The 17,214-nt window shown below is 70.9% G+C and carries 31 protein-coding genes; all 31 read right to left on the reverse strand.

All coding sequences use genetic code 11. The annotated features are described in order from the left end of the window. Positions 1-20: 20 nt before the first annotated feature. Positions 21-941, reverse strand: coding sequence for a hypothetical protein (locus ACFP1K_RS07355; protein ID WP_380748321.1), 921 nt, complete (start codon positions 939-941; stop codon positions 21-23). Continuing rightward, positions 938-1,777 (reverse strand): tRNA(His) guanylyltransferase Thg1 family protein, encoded by an 840-nt coding sequence (locus ACFP1K_RS07360; RefSeq protein ID WP_380748323.1) that lies wholly within the window; start codon positions 1,775-1,777, stop codon positions 938-940. Before ACFP1K_RS07360 ends, ACFP1K_RS07355 begins: the two co-directional genes overlap by 4 nt. Continuing rightward, entirely contained in the window at positions 1,774-2,277 is a 504-nt protein-coding gene (locus ACFP1K_RS07365; RefSeq protein WP_380748325.1) for a hypothetical protein, read from the reverse strand. The genes ACFP1K_RS07360 and ACFP1K_RS07365 overlap by 4 nt, the downstream gene beginning before the upstream one ends. Further along, positions 2,274-2,519, reverse strand: coding sequence for a hypothetical protein (locus ACFP1K_RS07370; RefSeq protein WP_380748327.1), 246 nt, complete (start codon positions 2,517-2,519; stop codon positions 2,274-2,276). Before ACFP1K_RS07370 ends, ACFP1K_RS07365 begins: the two co-directional genes overlap by 4 nt. Then, positions 2,516-2,971, reverse strand: a complete 456-nt coding sequence (locus ACFP1K_RS07375; protein ID WP_380748329.1) for a hypothetical protein — start codon at positions 2,969-2,971, stop codon at positions 2,516-2,518. The genes ACFP1K_RS07370 and ACFP1K_RS07375 overlap by 4 nt, the downstream gene beginning before the upstream one ends. After that, complete coding sequence (locus ACFP1K_RS07380; RefSeq protein ID WP_380748331.1) at positions 2,964-3,275, reverse strand: hypothetical protein; 312 nt, start codon at positions 3,273-3,275, stop codon at positions 2,964-2,966. Before ACFP1K_RS07380 ends, ACFP1K_RS07375 begins: the two co-directional genes overlap by 8 nt. A 70-nt stretch (positions 3,276-3,345) precedes the next feature. Further along, positions 3,346-3,525, reverse strand: coding sequence for a hypothetical protein (locus ACFP1K_RS07385; protein ID WP_380748333.1), 180 nt, complete (start codon positions 3,523-3,525; stop codon positions 3,346-3,348). Between the two features lies 1 nt (position 3,526). Then, positions 3,527-4,309 (reverse strand): hypothetical protein, encoded by a 783-nt coding sequence (locus ACFP1K_RS07390; RefSeq protein WP_380748335.1) that lies wholly within the window; start codon positions 4,307-4,309, stop codon positions 3,527-3,529. Next, on the reverse strand, positions 4,296-4,733 hold the full coding sequence (locus ACFP1K_RS07395; RefSeq protein WP_380748337.1) for a helix-turn-helix domain-containing protein: 438 nt from the start codon (positions 4,731-4,733) through the stop codon (positions 4,296-4,298). Before ACFP1K_RS07395 ends, ACFP1K_RS07390 begins: the two co-directional genes overlap by 14 nt. Beyond that, on the reverse strand, positions 4,723-5,496 hold the full coding sequence (locus ACFP1K_RS07400) for a hypothetical protein (RefSeq protein ID WP_380748339.1): 774 nt from the start codon (positions 5,494-5,496) through the stop codon (positions 4,723-4,725). The genes ACFP1K_RS07395 and ACFP1K_RS07400 overlap by 11 nt, the downstream gene beginning before the upstream one ends. Continuing rightward, positions 5,493-5,939: a hypothetical protein gene (locus ACFP1K_RS07405; protein ID WP_380748341.1), complete on the reverse strand. Its 447-nt coding sequence runs from the start codon at positions 5,937-5,939 to the stop codon at positions 5,493-5,495. The genes ACFP1K_RS07400 and ACFP1K_RS07405 overlap by 4 nt, the downstream gene beginning before the upstream one ends. Further along, complete coding sequence (locus ACFP1K_RS07410) at positions 5,936-6,259, reverse strand: hypothetical protein (protein ID WP_380748343.1); 324 nt, start codon at positions 6,257-6,259, stop codon at positions 5,936-5,938. Before ACFP1K_RS07410 ends, ACFP1K_RS07405 begins: the two co-directional genes overlap by 4 nt. Beyond that, entirely contained in the window at positions 6,252-6,800 is a 549-nt protein-coding gene (locus ACFP1K_RS07415; protein ID WP_380748345.1) for a hypothetical protein, read from the reverse strand. Before ACFP1K_RS07415 ends, ACFP1K_RS07410 begins: the two co-directional genes overlap by 8 nt. Before the next feature lie 59 nt (positions 6,801-6,859). Beyond that, positions 6,860-7,486 carry a hypothetical protein gene (locus tag ACFP1K_RS07420; RefSeq protein ID WP_380748347.1) on the reverse strand — a complete coding sequence of 209 codons (627 nt, stop codon included), beginning with the start codon at positions 7,484-7,486 and terminating at the stop codon, positions 6,860-6,862. Next, positions 7,483-8,100, reverse strand: a complete 618-nt coding sequence (locus tag ACFP1K_RS07425; protein WP_380748349.1) for a hypothetical protein — start codon at positions 8,098-8,100, stop codon at positions 7,483-7,485. The genes ACFP1K_RS07420 and ACFP1K_RS07425 overlap by 4 nt, the downstream gene beginning before the upstream one ends. Beyond that, on the reverse strand, positions 8,093-8,386 hold the full coding sequence (locus ACFP1K_RS07430; RefSeq protein ID WP_380748351.1) for a hypothetical protein: 294 nt from the start codon (positions 8,384-8,386) through the stop codon (positions 8,093-8,095). Before ACFP1K_RS07430 ends, ACFP1K_RS07425 begins: the two co-directional genes overlap by 8 nt. Next, positions 8,379-8,957, reverse strand: a complete 579-nt coding sequence (locus ACFP1K_RS07435) for a hypothetical protein (protein WP_380748353.1) — start codon at positions 8,955-8,957, stop codon at positions 8,379-8,381. The genes ACFP1K_RS07430 and ACFP1K_RS07435 overlap by 8 nt, the downstream gene beginning before the upstream one ends. Then, on the reverse strand, positions 8,950-9,477 hold the full coding sequence (locus ACFP1K_RS07440) for a hypothetical protein (protein ID WP_380748355.1): 528 nt from the start codon (positions 9,475-9,477) through the stop codon (positions 8,950-8,952). Before ACFP1K_RS07440 ends, ACFP1K_RS07435 begins: the two co-directional genes overlap by 8 nt. Next, positions 9,470-10,519, reverse strand: coding sequence for a hypothetical protein (locus tag ACFP1K_RS07445; protein ID WP_380748357.1), 1,050 nt, complete (start codon positions 10,517-10,519; stop codon positions 9,470-9,472). Before ACFP1K_RS07445 ends, ACFP1K_RS07440 begins: the two co-directional genes overlap by 8 nt. Then, positions 10,516-11,031: a hypothetical protein gene (locus ACFP1K_RS07450; RefSeq protein WP_380748359.1), complete on the reverse strand. Its 516-nt coding sequence runs from the start codon at positions 11,029-11,031 to the stop codon at positions 10,516-10,518. The genes ACFP1K_RS07445 and ACFP1K_RS07450 overlap by 4 nt, the downstream gene beginning before the upstream one ends. Then, on the reverse strand, positions 11,028-11,213 hold the full coding sequence (locus tag ACFP1K_RS07455; RefSeq protein ID WP_380748361.1) for a hypothetical protein: 186 nt from the start codon (positions 11,211-11,213) through the stop codon (positions 11,028-11,030). Before ACFP1K_RS07455 ends, ACFP1K_RS07450 begins: the two co-directional genes overlap by 4 nt. A gap of 23 nt (positions 11,214-11,236) precedes the next feature. Continuing rightward, a complete protein-coding gene (locus ACFP1K_RS07460) occupies positions 11,237-11,473 on the reverse strand; it encodes a hypothetical protein (protein WP_380748363.1) in 237 nt (78 codons plus the stop codon). Next, positions 11,470-11,658, reverse strand: a complete 189-nt coding sequence (locus tag ACFP1K_RS07465; RefSeq protein WP_380748365.1) for a hypothetical protein — start codon at positions 11,656-11,658, stop codon at positions 11,470-11,472. Before ACFP1K_RS07465 ends, ACFP1K_RS07460 begins: the two co-directional genes overlap by 4 nt. A gap of 31 nt (positions 11,659-11,689) precedes the next feature. Further along, the gene (locus tag ACFP1K_RS07470) at positions 11,690-11,926 is read right to left on the reverse strand and encodes a hypothetical protein (RefSeq protein ID WP_380748367.1); all 237 of its coding nucleotides are present in this window, start codon (positions 11,924-11,926) and stop codon (positions 11,690-11,692) included. Next, positions 11,919-12,413 carry a hypothetical protein gene (locus ACFP1K_RS07475; RefSeq protein WP_380748369.1) on the reverse strand — a complete coding sequence of 165 codons (495 nt, stop codon included), beginning with the start codon at positions 12,411-12,413 and terminating at the stop codon, positions 11,919-11,921. The genes ACFP1K_RS07470 and ACFP1K_RS07475 overlap by 8 nt, the downstream gene beginning before the upstream one ends. After that, positions 12,406-13,815 (reverse strand): hypothetical protein, encoded by a 1,410-nt coding sequence (locus tag ACFP1K_RS07480; protein ID WP_380748371.1) that lies wholly within the window; start codon positions 13,813-13,815, stop codon positions 12,406-12,408. Before ACFP1K_RS07480 ends, ACFP1K_RS07475 begins: the two co-directional genes overlap by 8 nt. Beyond that, positions 13,812-14,150 carry a PadR family transcriptional regulator gene (locus ACFP1K_RS07485; RefSeq protein WP_380748373.1) on the reverse strand — a complete coding sequence of 113 codons (339 nt, stop codon included), beginning with the start codon at positions 14,148-14,150 and terminating at the stop codon, positions 13,812-13,814. Before ACFP1K_RS07485 ends, ACFP1K_RS07480 begins: the two co-directional genes overlap by 4 nt. Beyond that, positions 14,143-15,954: an RNB domain-containing ribonuclease gene (locus tag ACFP1K_RS07490; protein ID WP_380748375.1), complete on the reverse strand. Its 1,812-nt coding sequence runs from the start codon at positions 15,952-15,954 to the stop codon at positions 14,143-14,145. The genes ACFP1K_RS07485 and ACFP1K_RS07490 overlap by 8 nt, the downstream gene beginning before the upstream one ends. 13 nt (positions 15,955-15,967) lie before the next feature. Further along, positions 15,968-16,270: a hypothetical protein gene (locus tag ACFP1K_RS07495; protein ID WP_380748377.1), complete on the reverse strand. Its 303-nt coding sequence runs from the start codon at positions 16,268-16,270 to the stop codon at positions 15,968-15,970. Continuing rightward, positions 16,263-16,388 (reverse strand): hypothetical protein, encoded by a 126-nt coding sequence (locus tag ACFP1K_RS07500; RefSeq protein ID WP_380748379.1) that lies wholly within the window; start codon positions 16,386-16,388, stop codon positions 16,263-16,265. Before ACFP1K_RS07500 ends, ACFP1K_RS07495 begins: the two co-directional genes overlap by 8 nt. Before the next feature lie 184 nt (positions 16,389-16,572). After that, on the reverse strand, positions 16,573-17,157 hold the full coding sequence (locus ACFP1K_RS07505) for a hypothetical protein (protein ID WP_380748381.1): 585 nt from the start codon (positions 17,155-17,157) through the stop codon (positions 16,573-16,575). Positions 17,158-17,214 lie beyond the last annotated feature (57 nt).

A 17,214-nucleotide genomic window follows, 5' to 3' on the forward strand; every position in this document is an offset into this window, starting at 1 on the left:
CCCTGAGGACGCGTTCGGGCTCACTGCTGTGCCGCCCAGGCCGCGGTGTCGGTGCGGGCCGCCCAGAGCGCCTCGACGGAGGCCTGCGCGTCCACGGCTCGTGCGACGCGGTCCCGCCAGTCGGTCGCCTGCAGGTCCAGCAGCGACAGCTGGTGGCCGAAGCGGAAGTCGTCCCATCTGTCCGGAGTCAGCTCCAGAAGGCCGACCTTCGAACGGGCGCGGAGCGCGCCCATCGCGATGCGCCACTGCTCGTCGGAGGGGAGGGCTCCGAAGGCCTCGTCGACGGCGCCTGCACGGTAGTCCTCCTGGTCGTCTTCGTCGAGCTCGGCCCATTCTTCGGCGGTCCAGTTCCGCGGCCGCCACTCCGCGGGCGGCTCCCAGCCCCAGCCTGCGGGGTTGGGGAAGCCGTCGCAGAACGAGGACGACATGACCACGGGTTCGTCGTCGCGGGCGCGCATCAGCGGGATCACACCGCGCCCCTTGCCGTGGGGGTGGTCGGGTTTGCCTTCCCAGCCCATGCCTCGCCGGAGTGCGCCGGCTGCCAGGCCGCGTTCGACGATGTTGGCGAGCCAGCCGCGGTTCGGGCCCTCGACGTAGGCGTGGATTTCGCACTGCGAGTTCAGTCGAGCCATGAGCTTGACATGATCGTCGCCCACTTGGAGGGCGGTGTTGAGCATCAGCGCGGACGCGCGGAGGTCGCGGCCGCGCCAGGTCAGCAGGTTCGGGGCGCCGCCGGTGCGCGCGTAGAGGACGAAGCGGTTGGCGAGCTCGGCGCGGGGGGCGCTGGCGAGTCGGCCGGGGGCGGTGAGTTCGGCCAGAGGGTCGAGCACGGGGACGATGTGCTGGGCTGCCAGGTCGTAGGCGAGGGCGCCAGCGTGGGCGCGTTCGGCGCCGAGGAGTTCGGCCTCGCCGCTGGGCGAGTGGAAGTAGACGCGGCTCACGGTCGCTCCGCGGCGGCGGAGTCGATCACGGACAGCGGGCCCTGCGCCGGGACTTCCAGCGAAGGCAGAGGTGGGATGGTTTGGGCGAGCCACCCGTCCGCGTCCGCGGCGAAGTGCGGCGCGGCTTCGATCTCCCACCACGACCGCAGCGCCGTGATCGTGGCCCGGTGGGCGGTGCGCTGGTCAACGAAGGCCACTTCGCGTTCCCCGGTCTTGCGGGTACAGACACGTCCCCGTTTCACGCCGGCCGGGTAGTCGTTCCAGTTGATGCCGTGGTGCTGCCAGAGCATCTCCTGCATCTCCCTGCCGGGTTTGCCGTGCAGCTCACTGGGGGTGAACCGTGCTTGGGCGGCCATGGAGATGGAGTTGCGGACGGCGTCGCGCTGGCGCCAGACGACGTAGTTGGCCACCTCGACCGCGTTGGGGAGCGTGAACACCCGGGAGTCGAACAGCGCCAGGGCGCCGTTCCGCCCACCTTCGGCCGCGTTGAACGCGGCGGTCGCCGCGGCGGCGGAGATGGACACCATCTTGGCGGCGACGCCTCCGAACCAGGGCTGTGTGTGGATGGATTCAAGGTCGGTGAACAGGACGCTGATCTCGTCGGACTGGGTGTAGGCGAACACCGCGCCGGCGATCTCCTCGCACAGGGCTCGTGCTGTGGTGTCCATGGCGTCCATGAAGTCGGTGTCGAATGGCTTGTCGGCGCCGCGGAGGTAGGTGTGTGCTGCGCGGATGTCCACGCGGATCAGGGCGTAGGAGCGGCGTGGGAGGACGGTCCGGGTCACCGCTTCGTACGCCTTCATCCGGTCGCCCAGGGCGGTCTTGTCGGTGCTCATCGGGGCCTCGCGGGTAGGGCGTCGGGGATCGGGTGGCAGGTGTAGCACCGGGGCGTAGCGGGTCGGGCGCGCTGTCGGTGCAGCTCGGTCAGGATGCCGGCGGCCGGGGCGAGGAGATGCCGCACGTTCGGCGTCGACGGATCGGCAGGCGGCGTGGCCGAAGCGCCGCGAGGGTCGCCGAAGACCTCGTCGATCCACCAGCCGGCGAGGCTATCGCCGAGCCACTCGGGGAGGTCCTTCGAGGGGCCACGCTCAGGCCTGTGGGCTGCGGGGAGCGGGCCCGGCTCGATGGTCTGCCCGGCGAAGACGTAGGCCTGCCCATCGGGCACGATCCGGCTCGCGATGACCTGGATGGTGTGTCCCGCTCCGGCCGCTTCGACGGCCGCGCGCACACGGGTCGCGTAGGCAGGGGAACAGGCGATGGTGCGCTTGGAGGCTTCGAGCTTCCGCCACAAGTGCAGGATGTTGGCCTGCACGTCCGGGGTCTCGGTGCCGGTCATCCCCGGAGTTCCGTGGTCTCCGGGGCCGTCGGCGGCCGTTGCTCGATCGTGGCCTCGGGCCAGGTGTGGCCGCAGCGGGTGCACTCGCGTCTGAGGTGCTCGATGTAGGGTCGGGCGCGGCTGGGGTAGGGCATGTACTGGCGTTCGGTTAGGTAGCGGGTGTGGGCTCCCGCGTTGCCGCACTTGGGGCAGGTCGGGTTGTCGCCGGAGAACGGTGGCAGTTCAGTGGCAGACGTGGTCATCGTCTCCTCGCTCGTGCGCGGCGCCGGCGCGCGTACTCGTGGCCGTCGATGGTGAGCGGCAGGGGGTTGCCGGCGGGGTTGCAGGCGTAGCAGCGGCGCCGGTGCCGGGTGTACTGGTCGCCGTAGTCCTCTCGGTGCCGCTCGCGGGTGTCCTCCCAGGAGACGGTGAACCGCAGCACCTGATCCCTCACACGTTGGATGGTGCCGACGAAGGGGCCGATGTCGCAACGGATGATCATCGACATCGGTTCGTTGAGCATGTCGAAGACGCGAAGGCCGGGGCGGTCCTGGTAGTAGGTCACGTACTCAGGGGTGTCGGGGTGTGCGAGGTCTGTGCGGTCTTCGAAGGCGCCGAGTTCGACGGCATCAGGGCTTTCGAGGTCGGCGCGGGTGAGGGCGTCAGGGTTCGGAAGGTACGGGATGAGTCGGAACCGTGGCGGCTGGTCAGGCACGGCGCTCCTCGGTGGCGGCGGTGATGCGGCGGAGAAGCTTGGCGAGGGTTCGTGTGACCTGCTCGGCGCCTTTGGCTTCCTTGATCTTGCCGTTGCCTCGGTTGACCTCGACGGCGAATCGGTGGCGGGCGTTCTTCTCGGAGACGAGTTCCGGCCAGCCTGGCCAGCGTGGTTCCGGAAGCTTCAGGTCCCAGCTCACCGTCACGCCTTCGTTCTCGAGGTAGCCGGTCTGCCACGCCTGCACGTCGCCGTTCTGCTCGACGATCACGGTGACGCGCCTGACCGGAGAGTTTCTGCGGGTCAACGTCGGGGGTCCTCTCGTGGGGTGGGTTCGTTGATCCACGTGGCGACCGCCCGGCTCACGGCGAGGATGGTCACGGGAGCCACCGCTTCCACCACGGCGTGGGGAGCCGCATCGCGCGCCCGACGTTCCCCGGCCTCCGGAAGGTGCGCTTGGCGTTCCGTGGCTGCTCGCGGCGCCGGGCGCGCATGCTGATCAGGACGCCGAGGGCGATGCCTGCGAGGCCGGACACGAGGATCAAGAGGGCTTCCACGTCATGATCCTTCCGGGAGTAGACCAGCAAGCGCGGCGCGCAGGAGGTCGAGGAGCTCCTGGCGGGCGACGTTCGCCGCAGTGGGGTGGCTGCCGGACAGCAGGGTCCGGCCGATGCGCCCGTCGGGTGCGAGCTCGACGCGGATCGCTTCCAGGTCGCGCACGGCGACGATGACGCGGCCCTCGGCGGCGAGCGCGGCGGGCAGCTCGGCGGCGACGTCCGCGCGGAACTGGCTGTACAGCTTCTTGCTGTGAGCCTGGAGAACCTCGGCGGCGACGTTGCCGCTCTTCTCCTCCAGTTCCGGCCGGAGGTCGGCTGCAGCTTCGCGTACGAGGCGTTCGACGGCTTCGCCGACGTGCTCGCGGGTGGCGGTGTCCAGGGCGTGCGCGGCGATGATGGGGGCGGCGGCCCCGACCCCGAGGCGCGCGGCGTATTCGGCCTCCGTGCCGGACAGGATGATCTGTTTCCCGGCAGCGAGCTCGGCAGCGGCGTGCTCCCCCGGTCGGATGCGTACGCCGGCGCGGATTGCTTTCTCGGCCGCCGCGTAGGCCAGGGGTGGGATGGTGCTGCTGAGTTTCCCTCTGATCGTGTCCTTGTGCTCGCGGTGCCAGCGCTTGCGCTGGTTGTTGCTGCTCAGGGTGTCCGAGGTTTCGCCGCAGGAGCAGAGGCCGCAGCCGTGCCAGCCGGTGCGGTTGAGCATCGTGCCGCCGGTATTCGGGTCGGGGAGGAACGCGGCGCCTTCCGCAACGAGCGTGTGGCCAGGGACGCGGTTACTGCTGGACATCGGGCGTCTCCGTGGGTGGCTTGCATTGGTCGTGGGCGCGGGCGGTTGCCTCGGTGCGTGCTGCAGATGCGAGCGCCGCAGCGAGCTGGTCGACGTCGGTGGACTCTGTTTGGCCGCGGAGGCCGGTGAACCACGCCGCGGCCTGGTGGTCGCCGGGGTAGATGAGGTCGAGGGGGGCGACGTTGAGGGCCTGGGCGAGGACGATGAGCTCGTCGACGGTGACGTGGCGACGGCGGCGGCCGGTCTCGGGGTCAGGCCGGCCGGTCTCGATGTTGGTGATCGCGCCGAAGGTCAGCTCTGGGGCTCCGTGGCGGGCGCAGGCCTCGGCGAGTTGGTCGCGAGTGAGGTCGGCGCGGCGGCGCCGTAGTCGTACTTGCGCGGCGATGACGTCGCTGACCGTCTGGTCTCTGGCTTCAGCTGGCATCGGGCGCCTCCGGGGCCGCGAACACTTCGGGGTGGGCCGTCTTCCATTCCTGCCAGGCCGGCCACGGCTCGCCGATGTCCTTGAGGGTCCGGTCGAGCACGGTGACCAGAAGCTGCGGGGTTTGCCGGTTGCTGGGCGGGAGGTACAGGTGGCCGTGGGCCCACCCGGATCGGCGGTACGCCCAGTCGTCTGGCCCGTACTTGTGCAGCACGACGGTGCCGCGTGCCCGGTCCAGGTCGTAGGGGCGCCCTGGGGGCTGGGCCCGTTCGATGGGGATGAAGCATGGGTCCCTTTGGGTGAGGAGGAACTCCAGGTGTGAGGCGATCATGTAGGCCTCGTCGTCGGTCGGCCAGGTGGGCGAGGCGCCCGGCTCGGCGCCGTGGAACGCGACCACGTAGGCGTCGTCGGGGTTCGCGGTGGTGACCGGGATCCGGAGCTTGGCCAAGAGGTCGCGCTGCGCTTCCGGGGCGTCCTGGATGAGCCGGAATCCGCGGGAGGTCGGCTTCATCCGGTGGAGCAGGATCCGGGACTTGCGGCCGCGGGTGTCGGTGAAGTGGCCGCCGCCGCGGTCGATGTCGTCCTGCGCCTTGGTGGAGTTGGTGAGCACGGTGTAGAAGGCGTGCCGGGAGTCGACGCTGTCGATGCGCACGGTGCGGCCGGCGTTGCGGGGGTCTGCGTCGGCCCAAACCTGTCCCGGGCGGACGCCGGCCAGGCGGGCTTCGAAGGGAATGTCCTCGGCCGGCGGGGTGGGTTCGGTGCTCATGACTGGTAAGCCCCCAGGATCCACCCAGGCCCTGTCTGCTCAGGGGTGATTCCGAGCGTCTCCACCGCGTGGCGAAGTTTGTCGTCCCAGCCCTGGTCGCGGACCTGCTGGGTCAGGGCCTGCATGTCGAGTAGCTCGGTGTCCTCCCAGTCCCGGTTGATTACGTGTGCGGCGAGCACGTAAACCGGGTTGTCCCACTCGGCGTAGCGTTCGAACTTGACGCCGAGGTGGTACTTGAGGTCCTCGCCTTGGTTCCAGGGGCTGGGGTCTGCCAGGCCAGCGTCCGCCAGGAGGACGGTGGTGGCCTGGTCGATGAAGTCGTCTCGGTCTGAGTCGTACCAGGGCACGGCCGGGGTGCCGTACTCGTCCTTCTGGGTGATCTTCCATTCCCCGCCGCCACCGAGGTCGTAGCCGTAGGCGAGGATGGCATGGGGGACGGTCACCGGTCCTGTCCTTCCGTGATGGCGGGGGCCTCCGTGGGCGCCTGGTGGACGATGCCGCGGGCGACTTCCCACGGGTACGTCCAGCCCTCGGTGATGGGCTCGCGGATCGGCTCCGAGAAGATTCGGGTGACCTCCTCCCCGCCGGCCAGGTGCAGCTTGTCGGTGCTGGGGTCGTAGCGGGTGATGGTGGTGCGCTCCCAATTGATGCCGCCCTTGCCGGCCATGGTGACGTGCAGGCCGACGAAGCTTTCGGGGGCGCGCTCGATCTCGCGGGACTGGAAGGTCCGCTCGGGCGCGGGTGCCGGGGTGGGGTCAGACACTCTCTTCTCCCTTCGGGAACGCGGCGCGGGCGAGCTGGGCGGCCCACTGCGCGTCGGTGAGGGGCTCGCCGTGCTCGTTTGTCGGGCGAGGTATCGCAGGGTCGGGGTGGCCGCCGACGAGGTCTTCGATCAAGTCAGCGATCTCCTGAGCGGCGTCCTCCCGGCCCTGTCGCCTGTAGTGGGCGATCGTGCGCCCCTCACGCGCGCTGGTTGGCAAGGCGCCCGCGTCGCGGGGCAGGTCGAGGTCGATGCCAAGCTCGGCGAGCGTGGCCACGGCCGCCGTCGTGGCGATCGACGCGGCGGTCTCGACGCCGAGCTGACTGGCGTGCTGGGCTTCGGCGCACAGGTGCTGGCCGATGCGTTCGTGGAGCAACTGCTCGGGTGTGAGGTCGGCGCCGGTGGAGCGGAGCCACGAGGGGCTGAGCCGCGGCGCACGGTTGGGCTGAGGCTCGGGTGGCTCACCGGGGCGGCCGCGTGTGAGAAGGATGAGCGCCCAGGCGTCGCGGCCGGCGAGGATTCGCCAGTAGCAGCGGCGTTCCATCGCAGGGTTCGTCAGGAGCTTCGCGAACGCGGCGAGCTTGGATACCGGGTGGCGGCGTATCACAGGATCGCCTCCGGCCAGTTGCGGACGATCCCGGCCGCGGTCGCACCGTTCACCGACAGCGTGTCGTCCGGGTCGATGCACTCGACCTCGATCGCCGCGGCGATGCGTTGCCGGGCCTCGGTGAGTACCGCGGCGGCGAGGACCCGCACGGCGTCGTCGTGCCAGGGGATGCCGTGGGCGAGGGCGACGGGGTAGACGGCGTCGATCAGGTCCCTGGGGATGTCCTCAGGGCGGAGTTGGCTGGTCGCGGTCGTCCGCCCGAGGATCGGTTGGCCGTCCAGGTAGGCCATGACGCTGGGTACGTGCTGGTCGGCGGTCGTCTGGTCGGCGGCCACGATGAGCCGTTCGATCTGACCGTCGCGCCCGATGGTGGCCACGCCAAGACCTGCGGCGGTGAGGGCGGCGGCGTAGTGGGTGAGGTGGTCGTGGGCTTTGTCGCTGGGCATCTTGTAAATCATCTTGAGGAGCAGGGGTTCGTGATCCGCCCGGTAGCAGAGCCCTGCGCCTTCGGGGTCGTGGCCGGCTGCGGTGAGGATCTCCAGGACCTGGTCTATGGCGGCGCTTACGGCGGGGTTCGGCGCGGGGCGCGGGAAGGGCTCGTCGAACCTGTCGTTCTGGGTCAACGCTTGCTCCTCTGCGGCGGGAAGTGGGTGGCGAGCTGTTCCATCGCCGCATGCAGGTCTGGGTGGTCGGCGCGTAGCTGGTCGCGCTGCGCGTCGTTGAGCGCGTGGCACGCGGCGCCCAGGGCGGCGGCGGGTTCGCGAAGCGCGAGGGCGTCCTGCTCGCACTGCTGGATGATCACAGCCACGAAGCCCTCGACGTCGTCGGCCTGCAGACCAGACGAGTGCGCCGGTCGCGGGGTCCTTGGGCGGTCGGTGGCAGCGACGGCGAGGCCGGCGGCGAGCGCGCCTCCCGCTCCGGCGATGAGCAGCGCGGGGAGTTGCCCGCCGCGGAGCGCCCAGGCCGCGATCGACCCGGAGATGATCAGCACGACGACGGCCAGGCCGAGGAGGAGCCATTGTCCCGGACGGGGGGTGTGGCATCCGCAGGGCTGGCGTGTGCCGTTGACGCTGCGGGCGACGACGAGCGCCGCCGGTGCCGGGCGCCAGCGACAGGCCTCGGCGTCGAGCCACTTGGCCATGGGCTCGTGCATGTTCATGGTGAACGAAGGGACGGGTTCGTGGCGGAGACGCGCCGCGGCGGCGCGCAGCTCGCGGGCTGGGGTCTGGTCAGCCACGTCGGCCTTCCGGGGGGGTGAGGCCGAGGAGCTGGTGGGCGTAGCTCCAGCCGTCGGGGGTGAGCCGGTAGAACCGGCGCTGCGGGGGCGAGCCGTCGGTGAACTCGCCGGTCACCCAGGCGCGACTGACCAGTTGGGCGAGGCAAATGTTGGCGGCACGCGAACCCACGCCGACGGCCTCGATGATCGTGTGACCACCGATGTTGGCGGCGTCGGTGAGAAGGACCAGCAGAACGCGGCGCATGGCCCGCGTCGACTTGATGCCGTACAGGGTGCGTCTACGCACGGTCGCTTCCGAGGATCTCGTGGGCTACAGCCAGGGCCTTGGTGATGTCGCGTGGGGCCTGGCGCGGGTTCTTCAGGTTGGCGGTGGCGATCGCGGAGGCTTCCTCGAGGAGGTCTGCGAACAGGGCGGCCAGCTGGGGGTTCATGGTGGCGATGAAGACGCCGTCCTCCGGTGTGACGCAGGGTGGTCCGCACCGCCAAGGATCAGGGCCATGCAACTGGGAGCTGATGCTGGGGGGCAGGCGAAAGATGCTGCGGGGGCGGACGATGGTGCCCTCGGTGAAATCGTGGGCTTCCCACTGCTCGCCGCCGGCGGCCTGGGCCCGGGCGCGGAGGATCGTGGCCGCGTGTTGGAGCGTGGCGGGGTACTCGGTCGCGTCGACGGCGTTCTGCGCGTCGCGGACGGCGGCGGCGTACGCGGCCCAGTCCCGCGGCCGGGCGCGGTATGCGCGGTACACGGCGCGCTGGATGTGCTGGGGCACCAGTGCCCAGTCCGGCGGGCACATGAGCAAGCCCATGCGGATCTGCGTCGCGCACCGGCGGCGAGCGCACTTGTGGGTGGCCTCATCCATCGTGCGGCTCCGGCATGCGGCAACCTGCGGCGATGAGCGCGCGGGCGATGATCTCGGGGGTGTCGTTGGCGTATGAGTTGCGCAGGTCGGGCTCGGCCGTGGCGATGATCCCGGCGATCTGCTCCACCTCGGCGGGGTCGAGCGCGTCGGCGAGCGCCTTGGAGGTGAGAGCGGCCTGCGCGATGTGCGCAGCGAGGGAGAGGGCGTCCTCCCAGGACATGGCGTGGTCGTCGACGAATACGGCCTCATGGCGGGCGGCGACGCGGATATCGGTCGCCTTGTGGTAGCTCCCGGTCTGGTCTTCTTCCCATTCGGCGCTGGGCAGGATGAGGTGCCCGGTGCCGGCGACGTTGATGAGGTCGCGGACGAGCTGCTCAACGTCGCGGGTGGGGACCTCAACGAGATCGCCTGGAGTTTGGATCTCGAGGGCGGGCCCGAGGGTGCGGTGGATGAAGCGTCTGGCGGTGAGCGTGTCACCGCCGTGATCGGTGTAGACGTACGGCGGGGGTAGATCAGTCACGGCGGTCGGGGTCCTTCGTGGCGGTGGTGTCGGAGGTGGGGCCGGGACTAACACAGCGCATTCCGTCGGTGGGCGCGACCTCGGTGGCGGGGTTGGTGAGAAGCGCCCGGTGCGTGGCACGCCAGGTGTCGAAGCGGTCGGCCTCGATCCAGCCGGTCTGCAGCGCGGCGTATCCGGGGTGGCCCTTGTGTGTGAACTCGCGGAGGATCTCGGCGAGCAGCTGGTAGGCGCGGACGAGCCGGTCGGAGTAGTCGCCAGCGGCCTGGCGCCACTGGTCGTCGACGGCCTGGAGCGCGGCCGCGAGTTCGCCTTCGAACTTGGCGAGGGCCTCGCCGGCGCGGTGTGGGTCGGGAGAGCCGAGGACCGCTTCGGCCACGTAGTCGGAGTAGTCCAGGGCCATGCCGTACGGGGAGGCCCAGGTGCGCATGGTCTTCGCGAGGGTGACGACGCGGACGAGCGCGCCGCGAAGGAGGTCACGCTCTCGGCGGGTCTCCTCGAGCTGCTTGATCAGCTGTTGCCGGGCGACCTCCTCGGCCTGGCCTTGCGTGGCCTCGGCCGTGCATTCGATGGGGTCACCGTCGCAGGGGCCGTGCTCGGCGTGGGCCGCGGGCGGGTCTGCCAGTGCGTTGCGGAGGCTCCGCTCGAACTTGCCGAGGATGCGGGCGGCGTGCTCGTTGAGTCCGGCGATGATGTCGGAGAGCAGGTCGCATACGGCCTGGGCGCGGTCGGCACGACCGCGATGCCGCCAGAGCGCGGCGCAGGCCTGGTCGTAGGCCCATTGGGTGGGGTAGGGCTGCCGGTCGTGGGCGATGGCCTGGTCGCGCTCTTCGCGGAGCCGGTCGAGCTCGGGACGGACGACGGCAAGTACGGCGTCGAGGTGGTCGGCCATGCCCCGGGTGGGCCCGAAGGAGTGAGACAGGGCCGTTGCGAGGCGTGCGCGGAACTCGTCGTCGGACTCCTCGGCCCGTTCTGCAGGCGGGGCGTTGAGGCAGGTGGCGGGGTCGATGCCGTCGCAGTTGTCGCATGCGGTGTGGGGGATCATCGGCGTCCCTTCCGCCAGTGGCGAAGCCGCTGCCACCACCGTGCGGGCCTCCATTCGAAGCCCATGGCGTGCCCGCCGAGGTGGGGCCGGGCGGCCCCGTACACTTCGCAGAGTTCGCAGGCGTGGCCGATCCGCCACAGGGTCTGGCATTCGTCGCAGCGCCATAGGTCGCCGTACTCACCGGTGGGGGTGCCGTACGAGCTGGAGCGGGGGGTGGGGCATCGGTGGATGGCGGTGGGTTCGGTGTGCCGTACCCAGGGCATTGGCGGCTCCTCGGGGTTCTTGGGGGCGCCTTGCGTGATCATTTGCAGGAGGACCGGGGCGACGTCGTCGGCGTCGTGCTCGCGGTGGACGCACCAGGCGCAGATGCGGATCCCGGGGGCGATCTCGATGGGCTCGGTGCCGTCGTCGATCCAGTTGTCGAACTCGTGGGCGCCGCAGCAGGGGCAGCGGCCGGCGGCCCAGAGGCGGTGGGCGGCGGCGGCTTCCTCCGGTGTGTAGGGCCGGATCACCGCTGGTCGCCGTCTTCGGGTTGGTGGCCTGTGGCGGGTTCTGCTGTGATCACATCGAGCAGGCCGGCCCCGATCACGATCATCGCGAAGAGGCCCCATCCGAGGATGCCGGTGACGAGCGGCGTGTCGCGCATCAGGTACGCGAACCCCAGCCACGCGAACACGAGCGCGACGTAAGCCACTAGGGCGACGATGAGGCGGCCCATCAGGACCCGACCCCCCGTCGAATGCGGCGCCGAGCCCGCCACCGGTCCACGGGATACCCCACAGCCAGCGCTAGGAGGAAAAGCACCACACCGAACGGGGAATCGGCGTACGCCTGGTACGCGCCGACGTCGACCGCCCATAAGACGACCGTCCCGGCGAACAGCAGCCCCAGCAGAGTGAACGTCACAGCGAGGATCCGGAACGGACCCGGCCGCTGGTGAGATCGGAAGATCATGATCGTGACTCCTTGGTGTGCTCGGCCGCACCCAGCTCGGCCCCGGTCACACCGGCCGTCGACTGGGGAGGCTCGGTGGCGGGAGGGAACGCCTTGTCGAGGGCCGCGATGATCCGACGGGCGTCGAGCGTGAAGTTTCCGCCCATGAACTGCGACTTGCGCAGAATGTCGAGTACGACCGGCACGCGCGGGTCCCTCTTGTCGCATAGGGGAAGCTCAGGCATCACCGCCTCCGGCCTGCTCGCCGGTGGCGGGCTGGACGTGGGTGAGCGCTATGCACGACGACTCGCCGGTCACCCAGACAACGGGCGTGTGTCCGCCGAGAAGCCGGGCCTCGGTCCGGGTGCGGCCGGTCTGGCCTTCGCCCTCCCGGCGGCCGGTCCAGTAGCGGACCAAGGTTCCTAGGGGCACGGCGGCGTTCCACTCGTCCACGGCCTGGGAGATGTCAGCCACGGTCGGTCTCCTCGGTGGCGGGCTGGCGGAGGAGGGCGGGGCCGTCGAGGGCATCGCGCAGGTGGTCGCGGAACGTGCTGACGCCCACCTTGACTACCGGATCCATGTCCCTCGCGAGCGCCTGGGTGTACGACTCCTCCAGGCGGCGGACCCGGGCCAGAGTCTCCTCAACGTCGCGCAGCTGGCGCAGGGCCCCCTCGTGGTCGGCAAGGACGCAGAGCGACTGAGTCGCGGAGGCCTGGTCGATGAGGGCCGCCAAGTGCAGTCGCCGTTCGGGGGTGGCGTCGTTCCACATGCGGATCCACTCGGCCGGTGTCAGCCGCACGCCCTCCGTTGGCGGGTCCTCGGATTCGCCAGCGCGGAGCCGCGCCACTTCGGCCTCGGCCTGCTCGGCCCGATGACGCATCTCGAACGCCGCGTCCCGTAGCCGGATCGGGTCAGTGTCCACCAGCTCGTCCAACTCTTCGCAGCTCGGAAGGTCAGCCACGGGGTGCCTCCTCGGTGGTGGCGGTGGTCGCGGGCTGTTCGCTGTCGGCGGGCACGTCCAGGGCGCGCTCGATCGCGGCCACAGGTACGGAGGGGACGGCGTTGGGTCCGCACATCACGGGCTTGGCGAGAGCAGCCCGGACGCGGGCGACGGTGGCCTCGGCGCGCTGGCGCGCCTCGTGCGGGGTGACGTTCCCGACCCGCTGCACGGTCAGCAGGTAACGTTCCGCCGATCCGGCCTGCCCGACCTCCATCGACGCCGTGGGGACGTCGACCCGGGTCTCGGTGTAGTTCGGTGCGTCGCCGAGCATGCCGCGGGCGCAGCGCACCCACAGGGCTGCGAGCTCGCGGGGCGGGGCCAGGCTGATGTTGAGCGCGCCGCCCTTGACGGTGAGGCTACGCAGACCGGTCTCGTCGGCGAGGGCCTGGGCCTCCGCGTCGCCGCGGCGCTTCGTCTCCGCGGCCGCGTTCCCGCCGGGGTACACCAGGTCGAGCACGGTAGCGTGGAGGTGCCCGCCTAGGCCCTTCGGGCTCTGGCTGCGCAGGGTCTCGGCCCAGTCCAGGACCCGGCCGACGGCGGCCTCCGCGTCGCTCTCAGGCGGCAGGCCCGCAGCGTCCACGGCGGCGGTGAGGGCGTGCATGGCGGGCTTGACGAACCGCGTCCAGGGCGTCTGGCCAGGATCATCGGGGTAGGGCCTGTCGAGGCGATCGGCGAGGGCGATGAGCACGGCGTTGATGCGGCGCCGGACGAGCCTCACCTGAGCGAGAGCGGCCAGGGCGTCGTTGGCCTGTTGCCGGGCCTCGCCCTGCTCGTACTCGGCGACGGCGATCTGGGCGTTCAGCGGTCCGAGGAGTTCGCCGACGATCTGGGAGGCGGAGGTCTGGTCGCCGTCGATGAGCTGGCGGATCCACGCGGCGTCCGATTCGGCGACGTGGGAGCCGTCGGAGCGAGCGACGTGGATGGTGGTGGGCTGGCCGTCGCCGTCGCGGGTGGCGGCGACGTAGACGCCCCAGGAGCGGCTGAGCGGCCGGGCGTGGCCGTCGGGACAGTGCGGGCACTCGGCCGCCGCGGCGGTGCCGGGGGTTGCGAACGCGGCGAGGATGTTCCCGCAGTGCTGCGCGAGGGTGTGCCAGGCAATCTGCTCGGCGGGGTCGGTGGCCGCGGCCGCGCGCTGGGTGGCGTCGTCGTGCCATGCCTGGGCGAGGTGTTCGACGTTGGCGATGGCGACCTGGGCGGCTTCGTGGTGGCGGGCCGGGTCGGTGTTGACGCACTCGGCGTCGCCGACGATCCGGCCGGCGCAGACCTCGCACGCGCGGCAGGGCACCTGCAGCGGGAGCGGCGAGGTGAGGAGTTTCACCGGTGCCCGGCGCGTGGACGCGGGGGGCTCGGAAGGCGGGTTCATCGGGTTCCTTCCCGGGTGACGTAGGCATGGTGGGCGGCGAGGTAGGTGCGGGCGTGGTCGGCGCCGGCGGCGGTGAGGCGGTAGTAGCGGCGTCGTGGGCGGCTTTCCTGCCGCGGGTCGACGTCCTCCGGGCGGGAGGTGAGCCAGCCGCGGCCGTGCAGGCGGCGAAGGATCGGGTAGAGGGTGCCGCTGTGCAGGCCTGTGTGGGCCAGCAGCTGCAGGCCGTACAGCTCGCGGTCGGGCTCGACGAGGAACGCGGCGAGCACTGCGCGGGTGGAGTGGGTGGACACCACCCTGGCCGGGGTGGTGCTGCGCGTTGGGGTTGTCTCAGCCACGTCCGGCCTCCGTCTGCAGAGCCCGGGCGGCGGGGTGGATCTGTTCGAGCAGCGCGGCGGCCGCGCGTTCGCGGGCACCGGCCTTCGATCCGGCTTCTCCCGACGCGGTCAGTTCGCCGTGGCCGTGGATCGTCGCGGTGACCCAGGCGGTGAATTTCGAGGCGTGGGCGGGGCCGGTCCGCTTGAAGTCCCAGCGGACGCCGGACGCGTGCCCCTTCTGCCCGTACTCGTTCAGCACGCTCACAGGGTTCTGCCCGGGCAGCGGGGGCGGGGCGGCCGCGGCGGGCGTCGGCACGGCCGGGGCGAGTACATCGGCGCTGGGGTCGTCGACGCCGGCGAGCACCGCGAGGAGGCTCACCGCGGCGAGTTGCTCGGCGAGTTTCTTGACCGGGGCGCGGCGGCTGGAGCCCCAGGCGCTGCCGTTGTCCAGGGCCATGGTCGCCAGCACGGTGAAGACCTCCTGCGGGGACTGGCCTTCGACCGTGCTGGTGAACGTCGCGGGGGCGACGCCGTGGTGCTGGGAGTGCATGGCCAGGAGGCTGACGGCGAGGTGTGGTTCGTCGGCGACGCGGGTGAGGATCGTGCGCCGGGCGGCGACCCACCGCAGGTCGGCGGCGACCGACAGCACCATGTGCTGGTCGACCAGCGCGAGCTGGCCGGCGTGTGTGCGGCGGATGGCCTCGGCGGCGAGGGCGTCGGTGTATGTGCCCTCCTTGCACGCGCGCTTGAGGACGCGCGTGAACTCGGCAGGGGTGAGGTCGGCGAGGCCGCTGGCGGCCGCGGCCTGGCGGGCAGCGGTGTGCGCGCGGGTCTTCAGTGCTTGGCCGCGTTGCTCCCGGCGTTCGCGGGCCGCGGTGTTGAGTTCGCCGGCGACCTGGTCGAGTTCGGCGACGGTGTACGGCGGGGTGCGGCCGTCGAGGGCGGCGAAGATCTGCCGTTGGGTGACCAGGTCGGCGTAGCGGCGCAGGGGCGAGGTGGCGTGGGTGTAGGCGGGGAGGGTGAGCGCGTAGTGGCCGCGCGCGGTGGCCTCGTAGGTGGCGGGTCGCACGATGAGGGCGAGCCGGTCGCGGGTGGCCTTCAGGACGCCGGGGTCTGCGGCGAGTGCCACGACGAGGTCCTCGGCCAGGTCCCAGGCGGCCGGTGCGGCGGCCGCGGCGGTGTGGTTGCGGAACAGGATCGGGACGTCGTGCTCGATGGCCCAGGTGGCGAGCGCGGCGTTGGCAGCGATCATGGTCTCCTGGACGATGAGGTAGCCGCTGTTCCGTTCGAGGGCATCGAGCTTGACGAGTTGGCCGTCGTCGTTGGTGGCCCAGCCGCGGATCAGGTCGTAGACGGCGAGCGCGCCGGCGGAGCGGCGCCGCTCCAGCAGCGTGGTGGCCAGGCTTGCCGCGTGGCGGAGCATCGTGTGGTGGGGGTGGGTTGAGTCGATCAGGGCGGCGGGAACGAGGTCGTACGACATGGCGGCGGCGTAGTGCAGCATGTCGCGTGTGATCCGGGTCTGTTCGACGGTGCCGTCACCGCTGATGGTCAGGTGGATGGCGAGGGTGACGTTGGTCTGGTGCTCGCTCAGAGTGAGCTGGCGCTCGAGGGTCTTGGGGAGCATGCTGCGGGTCCAGTCCGGGCCGTAGACCGTGTGGCCGCGCTGCCGGGCCTGAACGTCCCAGGTGCTGCCGGCTTGGAGGGCGGCAGCGACGTTGGTGATGTGCACGGTGAGGTGCCATCCGCCGTCGCTGCTGGGCTGGACGTGGATGGCGTCGTCGCGGTCGACCGTGCCTTCGCGGTCGATCATGAGTGGGGCGTTCATCGGTTCTTCCTGGTTACGGGCGTGGATCGGCGAGGCGGTTCAGCTGGGGTCTGGCCTCGGCGGCGATGAGGGTGAGCAGGTCGCGCATGGCCCAGGTCGTGCCGGGCTCGGACTCTTGGGCGCGGTGGATCTCGGCGTGGTGGAAGCAGGCGTAGCTGGTGGCGAGGTTGCGGACGACGAAGTCCACGGTGATCTTCACGTCGCCGCGCTCGAGCTCCAGGGCGACTCGGTGGTCGCCCTCGTAGGTCACGGTGCTGAAGTCGGCGTCGTCAGCGGCGTCGCGGATCTTGTTGACTGCCTGGCGGGGATCACGCATGGCCGGGCTTCGGGGCGCGGGCGCAGGCGGTGTGTACGGCGACGGCTCCGCCGGTGGTCCACCCGGCGGGCTTGCGGTCGTCGGGGTCGACGCCGACGGCGACGAGCGCGACCGGCACCACGGTGCCGTCGGCTCGGTTGCCGATCAGGCCGCCACAGACGGGGCACCCCTGGCCGTACAGCGGATGGTCGGGGGGATGGCATAGTCGTCGCGGATGATGTGCGGCTCGAACGTCGCAGGGACGCGAACGGGGATGATCATGATCCTTCTCCAGGCCAGAGATGTTGGGGGGCGAAGCGGGTTCAGGGGTTGGTGGGCGGCGCCTCCTCGGGCTCCTCGGCTTCGGAGTCCTCCACCACGTCGGCGTCGTACACCCCTTCGTCGGCGGCCTCGATCGCCGCGACCGCCCGTAGTGCCTCGGGTACGAGGTGGCCGAGGAGCGCATGCTGCTCGGGCGTGAGGTTCAGGCCGTCCATCACGCGGCTGATCGCGTCGAGCGTCAGTGCCGCCTGCTGGTCGGTCAGCCGCATCAACCGTTCGGCGATCCCATGGCTGTGGTTCAGTCCGATCAGCTCAGCGCGTTGCCTCATGATCTGCAGCACGACGCCGCCAGCCTTGATGTCGCCGCGCAGCGCCGCCGCCCAATACGCGGTCTGCAGCCGATCGAGCCGGTCGGCCTCCAGGGCGCGCAGCTCGTCGGCCGGCTGCTGCAGGGTCCGGATCAGGGCCCGCTTGATGGCTTTATGGGCGACCGACCGATTGGCGTAGCCGAGCTGCTCGGCGATGAGCTCCAGAGTCACGCCTGCGCGGCGCAGTTCGAGCGCCCTGCGTTCACGCTCGATCGTCTCGGGGGTGGGGATAAAACGCTGGTTGCGGTTGCGGACCATGGGTGGCGTGCTCCTGGTGGGTCGATGCGTCTGGGGTGCTGGTCGCCTGAGGCGGTG

This window comes from Sphaerisporangium aureirubrum (genome assembly GCF_042658925.1).
Lineage (GTDB): Bacteria > Actinomycetota > Actinomycetes > Streptosporangiales > Streptosporangiaceae > Sphaerisporangium > Sphaerisporangium aureirubrum.

Coding starts and splice junctions, on each gene's coding strand:
- ACFP1K_RS07360 (WP_380748323.1), bottom strand. CDS start 1,777: ATGAGCACCGACAAGACCGCCCTGGGCGACCGGATGAAGGCGTACGAA.
- ACFP1K_RS07365 (WP_380748325.1), bottom strand. CDS start 2,277: ATGACCGGCACCGAGACCCCGGACGTGCAGGCCAACATCCTGCACTTG.
- ACFP1K_RS07370 (WP_380748327.1), bottom strand. CDS start 2,519: ATGACCACGTCTGCCACTGAACTGCCACCGTTCTCCGGCGACAACCCG.
- ACFP1K_RS07390 (WP_380748335.1), bottom strand. CDS start 4,309: ATGTCCAGCAGTAACCGCGTCCCTGGCCACACGCTCGTTGCGGAAGGC.
- ACFP1K_RS07395 (WP_380748337.1), bottom strand. CDS start 4,733: ATGCCAGCTGAAGCCAGAGACCAGACGGTCAGCGACGTCATCGCCGCG.
- ACFP1K_RS07400 (WP_380748339.1), bottom strand. CDS start 5,496: ATGAGCACCGAACCCACCCCGCCGGCCGAGGACATTCCCTTCGAAGCC.
- ACFP1K_RS07415 (WP_380748345.1), bottom strand. CDS start 6,800: ATGGAACGCCGCTGCTACTGGCGAATCCTCGCCGGCCGCGACGCCTGG.
- ACFP1K_RS07435 (WP_380748353.1), bottom strand. CDS start 8,957: ATGGATGAGGCCACCCACAAGTGCGCTCGCCGCCGGTGCGCGACGCAG.
- ACFP1K_RS07445 (WP_380748357.1), bottom strand. CDS start 10,519: ATGATCCCCCACACCGCATGCGACAACTGCGACGGCATCGACCCCGCC.
- ACFP1K_RS07460 (WP_380748363.1), bottom strand. CDS start 11,473: ATGATCTTCCGATCTCACCAGCGGCCGGGTCCGTTCCGGATCCTCGCT.
- ACFP1K_RS07480 (WP_380748371.1), bottom strand. CDS start 13,815: ATGAACCCGCCTTCCGAGCCCCCCGCGTCCACGCGCCGGGCACCGGTG.
- ACFP1K_RS07490 (WP_380748375.1), bottom strand. CDS start 15,954: ATGAACGCCCCACTCATGATCGACCGCGAAGGCACGGTCGACCGCGAC.
- ACFP1K_RS07495 (WP_380748377.1), bottom strand. CDS start 16,270: ATGCGTGATCCCCGCCAGGCAGTCAACAAGATCCGCGACGCCGCTGAC.
- ACFP1K_RS07505 (WP_380748381.1), bottom strand. CDS start 17,157: ATGGTCCGCAACCGCAACCAGCGTTTTATCCCCACCCCCGAGACGATC.